Annotated in this window: 13 protein-coding genes; 10 read left to right on the forward strand and 3 right to left on the reverse strand. The window is 72.6% G+C overall.

Translation table 11 applies throughout. The features are described 5' to 3' along the window. The first annotated feature begins 99 nt into the window (after nt 1–99). A complete protein-coding gene (locus ACIGXW_RS11760) occupies nt 100–1,617 on the forward strand; it encodes a M1 family metallopeptidase (RefSeq protein WP_399572273.1) in 1,518 nt (505 codons plus the stop codon). Between the two features lie 64 nt (nt 1,618–1,681). Then, a complete protein-coding gene (locus tag ACIGXW_RS11765; protein ID WP_071961867.1) occupies nt 1,682–2,350 on the forward strand; it encodes a trimeric intracellular cation channel family protein in 669 nt (222 codons plus the stop codon). A 21-nt stretch (nt 2,351–2,371) separates the two neighbouring features. On the opposite strand, the gene ACIGXW_RS11770 is transcribed toward ACIGXW_RS11765, so the two are convergent. After that, the gene (locus ACIGXW_RS11770; RefSeq protein WP_071961868.1) at nt 2,372–2,965 is read right to left on the reverse strand and encodes a TIGR03086 family metal-binding protein; all 594 of its coding nucleotides are present in this window, start codon (nt 2,963–2,965) and stop codon (nt 2,372–2,374) included. Between the two features lie 134 nt (nt 2,966–3,099). Here ACIGXW_RS11770 and ACIGXW_RS11775 point away from each other — a divergent pair, with 134 nt between their 5' ends. From ACIGXW_RS11775 to mnmA, 3 genes are all read left to right on the forward strand, one after another. Then, nucleotides 3,100–4,095: a helix-turn-helix transcriptional regulator gene (locus ACIGXW_RS11775; RefSeq protein WP_399572275.1), complete on the forward strand. Its 996-nt coding sequence runs from the start codon at nt 3,100–3,102 to the stop codon at nt 4,093–4,095. A 13-nt stretch (nt 4,096–4,108) separates the two neighbouring features. After that, a complete protein-coding gene (locus ACIGXW_RS11780) occupies nt 4,109–5,278 on the forward strand; it encodes a cysteine desulfurase family protein (protein WP_399572277.1) in 1,170 nt (389 codons plus the stop codon). Nucleotides 5,279–5,348: 70 nt separating this feature from the next. Further along, complete coding sequence (gene mnmA / locus ACIGXW_RS11785) at nt 5,349–6,500, forward strand: tRNA 2-thiouridine(34) synthase MnmA (RefSeq protein WP_399572279.1); 1,152 nt, start codon at nt 5,349–5,351, stop codon at nt 6,498–6,500. 85 nt (nt 6,501–6,585) lie between these two features. Here the strand turns inward: mnmA and ACIGXW_RS11790 are convergent, their stop codons facing one another. Continuing rightward, on the reverse strand, nt 6,586–7,188 hold the full coding sequence (locus ACIGXW_RS11790; protein WP_399572281.1) for a hypothetical protein: 603 nt from the start codon (nt 7,186–7,188) through the stop codon (nt 6,586–6,588). 180 nt (nt 7,189–7,368) lie between these two features. Further along, nucleotides 7,369–7,812 carry a hypothetical protein gene (locus ACIGXW_RS11795; RefSeq protein ID WP_360915947.1) on the reverse strand — a complete coding sequence of 148 codons (444 nt, stop codon included), beginning with the start codon at nt 7,810–7,812 and terminating at the stop codon, nt 7,369–7,371. Nucleotides 7,813–8,078: 266 nt separating this feature from the next. Between ACIGXW_RS11795 and ACIGXW_RS11800 the strand changes: the two genes are divergently transcribed. The 5 genes from ACIGXW_RS11800 (at nt 8,079) to ACIGXW_RS11820 (ending at nt 14,929) form a co-directional block, all read left to right on the forward strand. After that, entirely contained in the window at nt 8,079–8,618 is a 540-nt protein-coding gene (locus ACIGXW_RS11800) for a TIGR00730 family Rossman fold protein (protein WP_399572283.1), read from the forward strand. A 15-nt stretch (nt 8,619–8,633) separates the two neighbouring features. Then, nucleotides 8,634–9,332 carry an SDR family oxidoreductase gene (locus tag ACIGXW_RS11805; RefSeq protein ID WP_071961872.1) on the forward strand — a complete coding sequence of 233 codons (699 nt, stop codon included), beginning with the start codon at nt 8,634–8,636 and terminating at the stop codon, nt 9,330–9,332. 31 nt (nt 9,333–9,363) lie between these two features. After that, nucleotides 9,364–10,392, forward strand: a complete 1,029-nt coding sequence (locus tag ACIGXW_RS11810; protein ID WP_399572285.1) for a methionine synthase — start codon at nt 9,364–9,366, stop codon at nt 10,390–10,392. A gap of 32 nt (nt 10,393–10,424) precedes the next feature. Then, nucleotides 10,425–12,656, forward strand: a complete 2,232-nt coding sequence (ligA, locus tag ACIGXW_RS11815; protein ID WP_071961897.1) for an NAD-dependent DNA ligase LigA — start codon at nt 10,425–10,427, stop codon at nt 12,654–12,656. Nucleotides 12,657–12,829: 173 nt separating this feature from the next. Beyond that, nucleotides 12,830–14,929: a bifunctional diguanylate cyclase/phosphodiesterase gene (locus ACIGXW_RS11820; protein ID WP_071961875.1), complete on the forward strand. Its 2,100-nt coding sequence runs from the start codon at nt 12,830–12,832 to the stop codon at nt 14,927–14,929. Nucleotides 14,930–15,071 lie beyond the last annotated feature (142 nt).

Consider the following 15,071-nt stretch of genomic DNA (forward strand, 5'->3'; position numbering starts at 1 on the left):
CGTGACAACTAGGCAAAGACCCGAGCATGGCGAGAGGGGAGGGTGCAGAGTCGGCGACCGCGTCCGCTGCATAGGCTCGCGCGGTCGAAGGGACGGCTCATGGCACTCTCCCGCTCGATCCGGTACTCCTCCATACGCCGGCGCACGACGGCACGGCGCCGGTCCTCGAGGCACTCGACACCCGGCGGCTCCCGCCCGCGCCGGCCGGCTCGGCTCCTGGCCCTGGCCACGGCGGCCGCGTCCGCCTGGGTGACGTCCGCCGCTCCCACGGCCTCAGCGGCCCCCACCGCCCCCTCCGTCGAATACCCCGCGCCCGGCGCGCCCGGCGCCGGCGACCCCTACTTCCCGGCCCTGGGCAACGGCGGCTTCGACGTCCGCCACTACGACCTCGACGTCCGCTACACCCCGGACACCGGCCGGCTGGACGGCCGGGCGACCGTCACCGCGCGGGCCACCAGCAGCCTGTCCACCTTCAACCTGGACCTGCAGAAGCTCAAGGTCACCTCGGTCGAGGTGAACGGCCTGCCCGCGGCCTTCACCCGGGACGGCAACGAGCTACGGATCCACCCCGTCCTCTCCCTGCCCAAGGGCCGCTCCTTCACCACCACCATCGTCTACGGCGGCGCACCCCAGCCACTGCACGGGCCCATCGTCTTCGGCTCCAAGTACGGCTGGATGAAGACCAGGGACGGCGTGTTCGTGGCCTGCGAGCCCAACGGCGCCTCCACCTGGTTCCCGGCCAGCGACCACCCCGCCGACAAGGCGACCTTCGACATCCGCATCAGGGCCCCCAAGGGGCTCACCGCCGTCTCCAACGGCCGGCTGCTCGCCACCCACGAGCGGGGCGCGACCACCGTCACCCACTGGCGGGAGTCCAAGCCGATGGCGCCCTACCTCGCCACCGCCACCATCGGGAAGTTCACCGTCAAGAAGGGCACGACCCCCGGCGGCATCCCCATCTACGTCGCCACCGACCCGGCCCTGGCCAACGGCAACCTCGACTTCTACGGCGTCACCGCCGAGGCCACCGACCACTGGGCGAAGGTCTTCGGCCCGTACCCCTTCGAGGAGACCGGGGCGATCGTCGACGACATGCCGGACGCCGAGTTCTCGCTGGAGACCCAGACCAAGCCGGTCTACTCGGCCGTACGGGACGAGTCGACCGTCGTCCACGAGCTGGCCCACCAGTGGTTCGGCGACTCCGTCTCGGTCGGGCAGTGGAAGGACATCTGGCTCAACGAGGGCTTCGCCACCTACGCCGAATGGCTGTGGGCGGAGCACAAGGGCCGCAAGAGCGCCCACCAGTCCTTCCTGGAGTCCTACAACGAGCACCCGCCCGAGGACCCCTTCTGGAAGATCAACATCGCGGACCCGCAGCGCGACACCATGTTCTCCCGCGCCATCTACTACCGCGGCGCCATGGCCCTGCAGATGCTGCGCGAGCGCATCGGCGACAAGGCCTTCTTCCGGCTGCTGCCGCTGTGGGCCAAGCTGCACCGGTACGGCAACGTCCGCACCGCGCAGTTCATCGGCCTGGCCGAGCACGTCGCCCACCGTGACCTCGGCGACCTCTTCGGCACCTGGCTGTCCGCTCCGGGGCAGCCCAAGCTGCACTAGCCGGACGAACCGGGCATGACGGCGGCCGGTCGGCGTCACCGTGCGCGACGAGTAAGAATGTCGCGTGCTCACCGACCTGTTCAGTCCCTCCGTCCAGCACTCGCTCGACCTCGCCGGGATCTTCGTCTTCGCCATCTCCGGCGCGCTGCTCGCCGTCCGCAAGAACTTCGACGTCTTCGGCATGGCGGTGCTGGCGGAGGTCACGGCGCTGGGCGGCGGGCTGATCCGGGACCTGATCATCGGAGCCGTGCCGCCCGCGGCCTTCACCGACCTGGGCTACTTCCTCACCCCGCTGGTCGCCACCCTGATCGTCTTCTTCCTCCACCCCGAGGTCGAGCGGATCACCAAGGCCGTGAACGTCTTCGACGCCGCCGGGCTCGGGCTCTTCTGCGTGGCGGGCACGGTCAAGGCCCACGCGTACGGCCTCGGCCTCACCTTCGCGGCGACCCTCGGGCTGGCCACGGCCGTCGGCGGCGGCGTGCTGCGCGACGTCCTCGCCCACGAGGTGCCCTCGCTGCTGCGCTGGGACCGCGACCTGTACGCCGTGCCGGCCATGGTCGGCGCCACCATGGCCGCGCTGCTGATCCACTGGGACGCGCTCGACATCTCCACCAGCATGCTGTCCGCCGCGACCGCCTTCGTCCTGCGCCTGCTGGCGATGCGCTACAACTGGCGGGCCCCCCGCGCCTGGCACCGGCGCAGCGCGGCCACCGAGGACCCCGCCGGCGGCTAGGAGCCGGGCGTACCGTTTCCGCTAGCGCACCGGCCGGCCCAGCCAGGCCGCCAGGGCGGTGTACGCGTCCGCCCCCTCGGGCGCCGGCCGCACCGGCCCGAACGGCACGCCCTCGCCCCGCCGCTCGGCCGGCAGGAACCGCCGCGCCCACTCCAGGACGGGCTCCGCGAGCTCCTGGTCCAGCGGCAGCGGGTGCCCGAGCGCCTCGGACAGGTCCCACGTGTGCGTGACCGTCTCCAGCACCATCCCCGACGTGAGGTAGGCCCGGCCCGGGAGCTTCCCCCACGGCAGGTCCACCACCCGCTCCAGCGTCGCGTCGTCCGCCCACCCGGCCGCCAGGCGCGCCCGCGCCTCCTCGTACGCGCGCCCCCAGCCGTCGTCCGCGATGTCCGTCGGCGGCCGCCCCCACACCACGTCGCCGGTCTCGCCGATCGCCGCCCCGTCGTGCGCGCCCAGCACCAGGTGCGCGAGCAGGGCACGGACGTCGAACTCCGTACACGGCGTGGGGTCGCCGAGCCGGTCCGCCGGCACGGCGTGGATCAGCGCCGACAGCTGGGCGGTGGCCCGGTCGAGGAGGGGGCGGGGGTCGAAGGCGGTGGTGTCGGTGGCGTTCATGCTGCTCCCTGTCCGAGGCGGTCGAATCCGGCCGGGGCGACCCGGCCAGGACAGAGCCTGCGCGCATAAGCTGACACCTGCCGTCATGTTTTCCCGCGATCTTGAACGGCGTGCCGGACGGCATGCTGGACGGCGTGAAATCCGATCGCCTGCTGTCGATACTCCTGCTGCTCCAGACCCGCACCCGGGTGCCCGCCGCGGAGCTGGCCAAGCGCCTGGAAGTCTCCGTACGCACCATCTACCGCGACGTCGAGTCGCTGTCCGCCTCCGGCGTGCCCGTCTACGCCGAGCGCGGCCGGCACGGCGGCATCGCGCTGCTCCCGGGCTTCCGTACCGACGTCACCGGCCTCACCGCCGACGAGGCGCGCGCCCTGTTCGTCCTCGCCGCCGAGGGCACCCACTCCGCCCTCGGCCTGGAGGGCGCCCTCGGCTCCGCGCTGCGCAAGGTCATGGCCGCCCTGCCCGCCCCGCACCGCCCCGCCGCCGAGGCCACCAGCCGCCGCGTCCTCGTCGACCCCGTCCGCTGGATGAGCACGCCGGCCCCCGCCCCGGCCGTCGACGTGGAGGACCTGCACACCGCCGTCCTCACCGACCGCCGGCTGCGCCTGCGCTACCGGCACGGCGGCCAGAGCGAGCAGCGCACCTACACCGTCGACCCCTACGGCCTCGTCGCCAAGGCCGGCGTCTGGTACCTCGTGGCGGACCGGCGCGGCCGCCCGCGGCTGTTCCGCGCGGACCGCGTCGCCGCCCTGACCCTCACCGACGCCCCCGTCCGCCGGCGCGCGGGCGTGGAGCTGGCGGACGCCTGGGACGTGCTCCGCCGCGAGGTCGAGCAGCGGCCGGCGGAGCTGCTGGTCACCGCCCACGTCCGGCGCTCCCGCCTCGACATGTTCCTGCGCCTGGTGGGCCCCCAGCTCACCGGCCCGCCCTCCGACGGCGACCCGGCCACCGTGGAGCTCGCCCTCCCCGAGGTCCGCTCCGCGCGGCCGCTGCTGGCCTTCGGGCCGGACGTGGAGGTCCTCGCCCCGCAGGCCGTGCGCGAGGACCTGGCCGGGCTGGCCGCGGCGGTCGTGGCGCACTACGCGGGGGAGGGGGGAAGGCCCGCTACCGGCCCGGGCCCCAGCTCGTAGAATCGTGCCCACCATGGCCTACCTCGACCACGCCGCCACCACCCCGATGCTTCCGGAGGCGGTGCAGGCGATGACCGCCCAGCTCGCCCTCGCCGGAAACGCCTCCTCGCTGCACGCCGCCGGGCGGCGCGCGCGCCGCACCGTCGAGGAGGCGCGCGAGTCGCTCGCGGCCTCCCTCGGCGCGCGCCCCAGCGAAGTGGTGTTCACCGCCGGCGGCACCGAAGCCGACAACCTCGCCGTCAAGGGCCTGTTCTGGTCCCGCCGGGCCGCCGATCCGGCCCGTACGCGCGTCCTGGCCAGCCCGGTGGAGCACCACGCCGTGCTCGACGCGGTCGACTGGCTCGCCACGCACGAGGGCGCGACGGTGGAGTACCTGCCGGTGGACTCCTACGGGCGGGTGCACCCCGACGCGCTGCGCGAGGCGATAGCGCGCGAGCCCGGTGACGTCGCGCTGGCCACGGTGATGTGGGCCAACAACGAGATCGGCACGGTCATGCCGGTCGCCGAACTGGCGGCGGTCGCGGCCGAGTTCGACGTACCGCTGCACTCCGACGCCGTGCAGGCCTTCGGCCAGCTGGACGTCGACTTCGCCGCCTCCGGGCTGGCCGCGATGACCGTCTCCGGGCACAAGATCGGCGGCCCGTACGGCGTCGGCGCGCTGCTGCTGGGCCGCCAGTACGCGCCCGTACCGCTGCTGCACGGCGGCGGCCAGGAGCGGCACGTGCGCTCCGGGACGCTCGACGTGCCGGCCATCGCCGCGTTCGCCGTCGCGGGCGCGCTGGCCGCCGAGCGGCGCGCGGACTTCGCCCGCGAGGTCGGTGCGCTGCGGGACACGCTGATCGAGGGCGTCCGCGCGGCCGTGCCGGACGCGGTCCTCGGCGGCGACCCGGCCCCGGCGGGCCGGCTGCCCGCCAACGCCCACTTCTCCTTCCCCGGCTGCGAGGGCGACTCGCTCCTGCTGCTGCTGGACGCCCAGGGCATCGAGTGCTCCACCGGCTCCGCGTGCACGGCGGGCGTGGCCCAGCCGAGCCACGTGGTGCTGGCGACGGGGACGGATCCCGAGCTGGCGCGGGGGACGCTGCGGTTCTCTTTGGGGCACACGTCGACGGCGGCGGACGTGCGGGCCGTGGTCGAGGCGATCGGCCCGGTGGTGGAACGGGCGAGGACGGCGGGCCTGAGCTGAATACCAGCCCGTCCGGCGATTGAGGACACGCGGCGAAGCCGCGTCCAGGGCGCCGTACCCTGGTAGGGCTATGACTGATTTCCCTGGTGCCCCCGACCCCCGCGCCCCCCGCAAGGGGCTCCGCGTGCTCGCCGCCATGTCCGGCGGCGTCGACTCCGCCGTCGCCGCGGCCCGCGCCGTGGAGGCCGGTCACGACGTGACCGGCGTGCACCTGGCGCTGTCCGCGAACCCGCAATCGTTCCGCACGGGCGCGCGCGGCTGCTGCACCATCGAGGACTCGCGCGACGCCCGCCGCGCCGCCGACGTCATCGGCATCCCCTTCTACTGCTGGGACCTCGCCGAGCGCTTCCGCGAGGACGTCGTCGAGGACTTCGTCGCCGAGTACGAGGCCGGGCGTACCCCGAACCCCTGCCTGCGCTGCAACGAGAAGATCAAGTTCGCGGCGCTGCTGGACAAGGCCCTCGCGCTGGGCTTCGACGCGGTGTGCACCGGCCACTACGCCACGGTCGTGGTGGGCGAGGACGGCACGCGCGAGCTGCACCGGGCCAGCGACATGGCCAAGGACCAGTCCTACGTGCTGGGCGTGCTGGACGAGAAGCAGCTGGCGCACGCGATGTTCCCGCTGGGCGACACGCTCACCACGAAGGACGAGATCCGCGCGGAGGCGGAGCGGCGCGGCCTGGCCGTGGCGAAGAAGCCCGACAGCCACGACATCTGCTTCATCGCCGACGGCGACACCCAGGGCTTCCTGGCTAAGCGCCTCGGCAAGGCGGAGGGCGACATCGTCGACGAGTCCGGCACGAAGGTCGGCACCCACGAGGGCGCGTACGGCTTCACCATCGGCCAGCGCAAGGGCCTGCGCATCGGCCACCCCGCCCCGGACGGCAAGCCGCGCTACGTCCTGGACATCTCACCGGTGAACAACACGGTGACGGTCGGACCGGTCGAGGCGCTCGACGTCACGGGCCTGACCGCGATCAAGCCGCGCTGGTGCGGCGTCGCGCCGCAGGGCTCCGGTACGTACACGGCGCAGCTGCGCGCGCATGGCGGCGAGACCGAGGTGACGGCGGAGCTGGCGGGCGACGAGCTGCGGGTGAGCTTCACGGAGCCGGTGCGGGGCGTGGCCCCGGGCCAGGCGATCGTGCTCTACGACGGCACGCGGGTGGTCGGCTCGGCCACCATCGCGGCGACGGAGCGGGTGCGTACCGGAGCGGCCCGCTAGGGCTCCTGGATCCCGGCCGGCGCCGGGGCGACGACGTGCGGGCGACCCGGCCGTGGCCGGGTCGCCCGCTGTCGTTGTCCGGAGATCAGTTGCGGATCGTCCGCGTCACGTTCGGGACCTCGCAGCGGATGGTGCCCGACGTGCCCGGCTTCGGGGTGTACGGCGTGGAGACGTCGAGCGTGTCCGTCTTGCCGGGCGTCACGAACGGGATGGAGGGGTTCCGGGTGGCCAGGAGGGCGCGGTCCGGTCCGTAGAACTTCACCGTGAAGCGGTAGTCGTACTTCAGCGTGCTGCTGCTGTTGGTGGCCTGGATCTTCGCGGTGATGCCGAGGCGCTCGGTGTACTCACAGCTGAGGATCTTGATGTCACGCATGGCGCTGTTGCTGCCGCCGGTGCCGCCGGAGGTGTAGGAGCCGCCCGAGGTGGTGGAGTCGCCGGAGGTGCCGGAGGTGGTGGTGCCGCCGGTCGTCGTGCTTCCGGTGGTGCCCCCGCTCGTCGTGCCGCCGCCGAACGTGCCGCCGGAGGAGTCGCCACCGGTGCTGCCGCCCGAGGTGGAACCACCCGAGGAGGAGCTGCTGTGGTGGCTGGACCCGCCGCCGCAGCTGCCTCCGTGGCTGCCCCGGGCGCCGGTCAGGGCGACGGCGGCGATTCCGAATACCGCGATCGCGCGGACGTGACGAAGCTTCACGATGAGGACTCCCCGTTGAATTGGCTGAATTGTGCGTGGGCTTTGACGAGCGCACGTCAGGCTAACAACGCCTTTACACGCCGCCAAATCCCCAGCTGGTCCTGGCCTTTTCTGTGACACGGCCGCGACAGAACGGGTCCTGAAATGGGACGGGTGTCCTATGAAATCCGGTCATTCGGTTCAGCCGGTGCCCCGCACCACCTGGGTGACCTCGCACTTGACGCCGGCCGTCGCGGCGCCTGCCTTGGGGGTGTAGGGGGCCACGACGTCATGGGTGTCCATGCGGCCGGGGCGAACGAAGGGGAGGGAGGGGTTCTGGGTGGCGACGACGGTGCCGTCGGGGGCCGAGAACTTCACGGTGACGTTGTACGTGTAGGTCATCGTCGCGCTGGCGTTGGTGGCACTCAGCTTCGCCGTTATGCCCTGCTTGTCGGTGTATGCACAGTCGGAGATCGCGACGTCCTTCGCGGCGTCGCGGCTGTCCTCCGTGACGTCGGTGGCGGCCGTGTCCGCGTCGGACGATGCGCTCCGCTTGTCCGAGCCGCTGCCACAACCACTCGCCCCGCCGAGGGCGATGATGACGATTCCGGCTGCGGCGGCGGTACGGAGGTGGCGAAGCTTCACAGTGTCTACTTTCGACGAAATGGCTTGAAAAGGCGCTCTCATCAGCGCCGTTGATGAGCCCGCGCCACGTTAGACAACGCTTCCACCTCCTGTCATACCGGCGGTAACACCGTGACGGAGTTGCGACCCAATAGATCCCGGATAGATCCCGGACCCCTATCGGAGGTGGTGGAAAACCGCTCATAGCGTCCGGTCGCTCCGGGGGCGGCGCACAAAGGCGCCCTGCGGACGCCCGGGTGATGTTCCGGACGCGTACCGTGGTTTTCATGAACATCACCGTCTTCTGTTCCGCGGCCGACCTCGACGAGCGCTATACCGCCCCGGCCCGGGAGTTCGCCGCGCTCATCGGCAAGGGCGGGCACACGCTGGTGTGGGGAGGCTCGGAGTCCGGGCTGATGAAGGTCATGGCGGACGGGGTGCAGGAGCACGGCGGACGGCTCGTGGGCGTCTCCGTGGAGTTCCTCGCCTCGAAGGCCCGCAAGAACGCCGACGAGATGGTGGTGACCGAGGACCTGGCCGCCCGCAAGGCGCAGCTGCTCGCGCTCGGCGACGCCGTCGTCGTCATGGTGGGCGGCACGGGCACCCTGGACGAGGCGACGGAGATCCTGGAGCTGAAGAAGCACGGGCTGCACGGCAAGCCGGTGGTGCTGCTGAACGCGGCCGGCTTCTACGACGGGCTCAAGCAGCAGTTCCAGCGGATGGAGGCGGAGGGCTTCCTGCCGCTTCCCCTCGCCGACCTGGTCTTCTTCGCGGAGGACGGGGTGGGGGCCATGGCCTACCTCGAGGAGTCCGCCGGGGTGCGTTAGGGCAAGCTTGGAGGCATGGCAACACATCTGATCACCGGTGCCGGCTCGGGAATCGGCGAGGCGGTCGCCCAGCGGCTGCACGAGCGCGGCGACGAACTGTGGCTCGTCGCCCGCGACGCGGGCCGGGCCAAGGACCTGGCCGCCCGGTTCCCCGGTGCCCACACGCTCGTCGCCGACCTCGCGGTCCCCGACCGCCTCTCCTGGGCGCTCGGTCACCAGGCCCTGCCCGACCGCCTCGACTCCCTGCTGCACATCGCGGGCGTCTCCGACCTCGGCACGGTCGGCGAGCTGAGCACCAAGACGTGGAACCGCACGCTCGCGGTCAACCTGGTCACGCCGGCGGAGCTGACCCGCCTGCTGTTGCCGCAGCTGCGGATCTCCCGCGGGCACGTCGTCTTCGTCAACTCCGGCGCCGGCCTGAACGCTCGCGCCGAGTGGAGCGCGTACGCCGCGAGCAAGCACGGGCTGAAGGCGCTGGCCGACTCCCTGCGCGACGAGGAGCACACCAACGGCGTCCGGGTCACCAGCGTCTACCCCGGCCGCGTGGCCACCGCCATGCAGGCGCACGTGCAGCGGCAGGAGGGCAAGGAGTACACCCCCGAGAAGTGGATCGACCCGCAGTCGATCGCGACCACGGTGCTGCTGGCCCTGGACCTGCCGCGCGACGCGGAGGTCCACGACCTCTCGGTCCGCCCGGGGTACTCGGGACGCTGAGGCGGCGGGCGCGGTCTCGTACCCTTCCTGGGTGAGCGAGAACAACAGCAAGCGCAGCAGCTGGGGTGCCGGGACCGCGACCGGCGTCGGTTCGATGCCCGGCGGGGACGCGCGGGAGGCCGCGAAGACCGTCACCGGGTCGCTGGAGGCCCTGCCCTTCCTGCCCGAACTGCCCGCGCGGGGACCCGGCGCGGACATGATCGGGCGGACCGCGGGGATGCTGGTCGAGGTCTTCGCACACGTGGAGCCCAGCGGCTGGCGCATCAGCGACCGGCCCGGCCGCGACACCCGCCGCGCCCGCTCCTGGCTGGGCGAGGACCTGGACGCGCTCGAGGAGTTCACCCAGGGCTACGAGGGCCCGCTGAAGGTCTCGGCCGTCGGCCCCTGGACCCTGGCCGCCGCCCTCGAACTGCGCGGCGGCGAGGCGGCGCTGGGCGACGCCGGCGCCTGCCGCGACCTCGCCGCCTCCCTCGCCGAGGGCCTGCGCGCCCACCTCGCGGAGGTGCGGCGCCGGGTGCCCGGCGCCCGGGTCGTCCTCCAGCTGGACGAGCCGTCCCTGCCCGCCGTGCTGCGCGGACAGGTCCGCACCGCCAGCGGCTACCGCACCTACCGGGCCGTCGACCGGGCCGTGGTGGAGGGCGCGCTGCGGGAGTTCGCGGAGGTGGCGCGCCGGACGCCGGGCGGAGAGCTCGTCGTGCACTCGTGCGCTCCCGGAGTGCCCTTCGCGCTGCTGCGCCGGGCCGGGGTCTCTGGCGTTTCGTTCGATTTCTCGCTCCTCACCGAGCGTGAGGACGATGCGATCGGTGAGACGGTCGAGGCGGGCACCACGCTCTTCGCGGGCGTGGTGCCGGGCGTGGACGGCCCATTGTCAGACCCTGCCGGTAGCGTCATGGGTGTCAGGACGCTGTGGCGCAGGCTGGGGCTGTCTCCGGGGACTCTCGCCGAGTCCGTGGTGGTCACCCCGTCGTGTGGACTCGCGGGCGCTTCGCCCGCATATGCCCGCACGGCCCTCGCGCACTGCGTCCGGGCGGCGAAATCACTCGCAGACAACCCTGAGTGACGGCGCTCATGGAGCAACGGGAGGACGAAACGGTGGCTGTCGAACAGCAAGGCGAAGAGCTCGAAGCGCTCGCGGCGCAGTCCGCGGTGCCCGCGAAGGCGCGGGAGAAGCACGCACTGCTGGCCGAGCAGGTCGAGGAGCACCGCTTCCGCTATTACGTGAAGGACGCTCCCGTCGTCAGCGACGCCGAGTTCGACACGCTGCTGCGCGAGCTGGAGCGGCTGGAGGAGCAGTACCCGCCGCTGCGCACCCCGGACTCGCCCACCCAGAAGGTCGCCGGGGCGTACGAGACGGAGTTCACCGAGGTCGAGCACCGCGAGCGCATGCTCTCCCTCGACAACGCCTTCGACGACGAGGAGCTGACCGCCTGGGCCGACCGCCTCGCCAAGGAGATCGGCTCGGGCACGCCGTACCGCTTCCTGTGCGAGCTGAAGGTCGACGGCCTCGCGGTCAACCTCACCTACGAGCACGGCCGCCTCACCCGCGCCGCCACCCGCGGCGACGGCCGCACGGGCGAGGACATCACGCCCAACGTCCGCACCATCTCCGAGATCCCCGACCGCCTCAAGGGCGACCGCGTCCCGGCCCTGGTCGAGGTGCGCGGCGAGGTCTACTTCCCGATGGAGAAGTTCGAGGAGCTCAACGCCCGCCTGGTGGAGGCCGGCAAGCCGCCGTTCGCCAACCCGCGCAACGCGGCGGCCGGTTCGCTGCGCCAGAAGGACCCCAAGGTCACGGCCGGCCGGCCGCTGCACATGGTCGTCCACGGCGTCGGCGCCCGCCAGGGCTTCGACATCGACTGCCAGTCCCACGCCTACGAACTGCTGCGCGAATGGGGCCTGCCCACCGCCGCGCACGCCAAGGTCGTCGACACCCTCCAGGACGTCCGCGCCTTCATCGCCCACTACGGCAACCCCGACGTGCGCCACTCGATGGAGCACGAGATCGACGGCGTGGTCGTCAAGCTCGACGAGATCCCCCTGCAGGGACGGCTCGGCTCCACCTCGCGCGCCCCCCGCTGGGCCATCGCCTGGAAGTACCCCCCGGAGGAGGTCAACAGCAAGCTCGTCGACATCCGCGTCGGCGTCGGCCGCACGGGCCGCGTGACCCCCTACGCCGTCGTCGAGCCCGTCACGGTCGCCGGCTCCGAGGTCGAGTTCGCCACCCTGCACAACCAGGAGGTCGTCAAGGCCAAGGGCGTCCTCATCGGCGACACGGTCGTGCTGCGCAAGGCGGGCGACGTCATCCCCGAGATCCTGGGCCCGGTGGTCGACCTGCGCGACGGCACCGAGCGGGAGTTCGTCATGCCGGCCGAGTGCCCGGAGTGCGGGGAGGGGCTGCGCCCGATGAAGGAGGGCGACATCGACCTCCGCTGCCCCAACGCCCGTTCCTGCCCCGCGCAGATCCGCGAGCGGCTCTTCTACCTCGCCGGCCGCAAGAGCCTGGACATCGAGAACTTCGGCTACGTCGCCGCCACCGCGCTCACCCAGCCGCTGGAACCGGCCGAGCCGCCGCTGCGCAACGAGGCCGACCTCTTCGACCTGACCGTCGAAGCGCTGCTGCCCATCAAGTCCTACGTGCTGGACCCCGATTCGGGTCTGCCCAAGCGCGACGCCGCCACGGGCGAGCCGAAGATCGTCACCTTCTTCGCCAACCAGAAGGGTGAACCGAAGAAGAACACCCTCGCCATGCTGGCGAACATCGAGGCGGCCAAGCAGCGCCCGCTCTCCCGCATCCTGACGGGCCTGTCGATCCGCCACGTCGGCCCGGTCGCTGCGGTCGCGCTCGCCCGCGAGTTCCGCTCCATCGACCGGATCGCGGAGGCGACCGAGGAGGAGCTCGCCGCCGTCGAGGGCGTCGGCGGCACCATCGCCACCTCGGTCAAGGAGTGGTTCGCCGAGGACTGGCACCGCGAGATCGTGGAGAAGTGGAAGGCCGCCGGCGTCCGGATGGAGGAGGAGGCCGGCAAGGACGAGGGGCCGCGCCCCCTGGCCGGGCTCACCGTCGTCGTCACCGGCACCCTGACGGGCTATACGCGCGACGGCGCGAAGGAGGCGCTGCAGAACCAGGGCGCGAAGGTGACCGGGTCGGTATCGAAGAAGACGGACTTCGTGGTCGTCGGTGACAATCCCGGTTCGAAGTTCGACAAGGCGATGCAGCTGAAGGTCCCCGTCCTGGAGGAAGCCGGCTTCGTCGTACTCCTGAACGAAGGCCCCGAGGCGGCGCGCGAGGCCGCCGTGCCCCAGGAGGTCACCCCGGCGGAGTAATGGCCGCATAGTCAGTGGGCATTACCCCTACAGCGCATACCAGATGGCTGCAGAAGGCCGGATCCCATTCGGGCAACCGCTGCCGATCGCTGCCCGCCGTAGCCTTCTGCGCCCTACTGTTGAGATGTGCGCCTGCCGTGGCGCGGGCACCGCCGGCTGTGAGAGGGACGGGCATGAAACCCACCGACAGCGCCGAACCGGCATCGCCGCCGCGCCGGCTTTCCCCGCCCGCGCTGCCCACGGTCTGTGTGACCTTGGCCGCGCTGGCGTTCACCGTCGGAACGTTCAGCGCGCTGAGCACGGGCCGGGCCCTCTTCCCGGGCGGGACCGCCGGCTGGTCGCTGGCGACCCTCACCGCGCTCATCGTCGCCCATCTCGTCGCCCTCGGGAAGGACCGCTGGTGGGGCGGCACCGGATCCGGTGCCGCCCTCACCCTGGCCGTCCTGCTGCTCTACGGCTGGATCCCCTCCGCGCTGATCAGCATCGCGGTCGTCACCCTGGTGGCCACCGCCCGCCGGCACCGATGGCGGCAGGCATTACTGCACGGCGCGGTCGACATCCTCGGCATCGCGGCCGCCGGACTCGCCCTCGCCGCCTGCGGCGTCACCGCTGCCGTCGAGGCGCCCTGGCTGCCCGACACCTGGCGGCTCTCCGCCGCCCCCCGGATCGCCCTCGCCGCCTTCCTCTACCTCGCCGTCACCCGCGCCCTCCTGTGGTACTCCATGGCCCCGCGTGCCGCGCTGACCTCCATCGCCCGCACCGCCCTCATACGGCAGGCCCTCGTCGGCGGAGCGCTCCTGGGCATCGCCCCGCTCATCGCCGTGGTCGCCGACCACGCGCCCCTGCTGCTACCGCTGTTCGCGGTCCCCCTCATCGCGCTGGACTCCACGCTCTGGATCGCCCGCGCCCGCGCCGAGGAACAGCTGCGCGACCCCCTCACCGGGCTGCCCAACCGCCAGTGGCTGCTCGAGCGCACCTGGACCGCGCTGGACGAGGCCGAGCGGGCCGGCGAGCGCGCCGCGCTCGTCCTCATCGACCTCGACCGCTTCCGGTCCGTCAACGACACTCTCGGCCACCTCGCCGGCGACCGGCTGCTCCTGCAGATAGCGGAACGGCTGCGGCTGGCCCTGCCGCGCGACGCGGAGGCCGCCCGCCTGGGCGGCGACGAGTTCGCGGTGCTGCTGCCCACCGCCGACTCCCTCACCAGCGCCCAGCGCGTGGCCCGCGCCCTGGTCGCCGACCTCGGCTCGCCCCTCGACCTCGACGGGCTCACGCTCGTCCTGGAGGCCAGCGCCGGCGTGGCGGTCTACCCCGACCACGCCCTGGACGCCGAGGGCCTCCTGCGCCGGGCCGACGTCGCCATGTACCAGGCCAAGCGCGACCGCAGCGGAGTCGAGGTCTACGAGGCCCGCCGCGACGGCAACACCCCCGACCGCCTCGGCCTGCTGGGCGACCTGCGCCGCGCCCTGGACGCCGGCGAGGTCGAGCTGCACTACCAGCCCAAGGTCGGCTTCGACGGCCACGTCGAGGGCCTGGAGGCCCTGGTGCGCTGGGTCCACCCCGAGCGCGGCCGCGTCTCCCCGGACGAGTTCATCGCCATAGCCGAGTCCTCCGGGCTCATGCCCCGCCTCACCGAGTACGTCCTGGAGACCGCCCTCGGCCAGGTCGCCAAGTGGCGCGCCATGGGCCTGGAGGTGCCGGTCGCCGTCAACGTCTCGCCGCGCGACGTCCACACCCCCGGGTTCGCCGGCTCGGTCGCCGCCCGCCTCGCCCGGCACGGCGTCCCCGCCGGGGCGCTGCAACTGGAGATAACCGAACACGTCCTGCTGGAGGACCCCCAGCGCGCGGCCGACACCCTCGCCGGCCTCACCGGGCACGGCGTGAAGATGTCCCTCGACGACTTCGGCACCGGCTACTCCTCCCTGGTCCACCTGCGCCGGCTCCCGGTCAGCGAGCTCAAGATCGACCGTTCCTTCGTCGCCCGCCTCGCGATCGACAACGAGGACGCGGAGATCGTCCGCTGCACGCTCGACCTCGCCCACTCCCTCGGCCTGCTCGTCGTCGCCGAGGGAGTCGAGGACGACGAGACCTGGGAGCGCCTGCGCGACCTGGGCTGCGACGCGGTCCAGGGCTGGCTGGTCGCCGCCGCGATGCCGCCGGACGAGACCACGGCCTGGCTCCGCCTGCGCAGCGAGTCCGGCTGGCGCCGCGAGCACGAACCGCTCGCCGCGGCGGCCCCGGCCGAGGAGGACGCCGACCAGCCGGTGACCTGACGCCGGGCTCCTCGAACGCCGGACGGGCTGCGAATGCAGCCCGTCCGGCGCTTGAGGACACCGGCGCGGTGAAACCGTTTCGCAGGCACGGCGGCCGGAGCCATAGGATTGGGGCGAAAGCCGTCCACCCACTACACCCACC

Source organism: Streptomyces sp. NPDC053079 (genome assembly GCF_044546695.1).
In the GTDB taxonomy this organism is placed as follows: domain Bacteria; phylum Actinomycetota; class Actinomycetes; order Streptomycetales; family Streptomycetaceae; genus Streptomyces.

Excerpts from the sequence above, each read along its gene's own strand:
- ACIGXW_RS11760 (WP_399572273.1), top strand. The coding sequence starts at position 100 with ATGGCACTCTCCCGCTCGATCCGGTACTCCTCCATACGCCGGCGCACG.
- ACIGXW_RS11770 (WP_071961868.1), bottom strand. The coding sequence starts at position 2,965 with ATGAACGCCACCGACACCACCGCCTTCGACCCCCGCCCCCTCCTCGAC.
- ACIGXW_RS11780 (WP_399572277.1), top strand. The coding sequence starts at position 4,109 with ATGGCCTACCTCGACCACGCCGCCACCACCCCGATGCTTCCGGAGGCG.
- mnmA (WP_399572279.1), top strand. The coding sequence starts at position 5,349 with ATGACTGATTTCCCTGGTGCCCCCGACCCCCGCGCCCCCCGCAAGGGG.
- ACIGXW_RS11800 (WP_399572283.1), top strand. The coding sequence starts at position 8,079 with ATGAACATCACCGTCTTCTGTTCCGCGGCCGACCTCGACGAGCGCTAT.
- ACIGXW_RS11805 (WP_071961872.1), top strand. The coding sequence starts at position 8,634 with ATGGCAACACATCTGATCACCGGTGCCGGCTCGGGAATCGGCGAGGCG.
- ACIGXW_RS11820 (WP_071961875.1), top strand. The coding sequence starts at position 12,830 with ATGAAACCCACCGACAGCGCCGAACCGGCATCGCCGCCGCGCCGGCTT.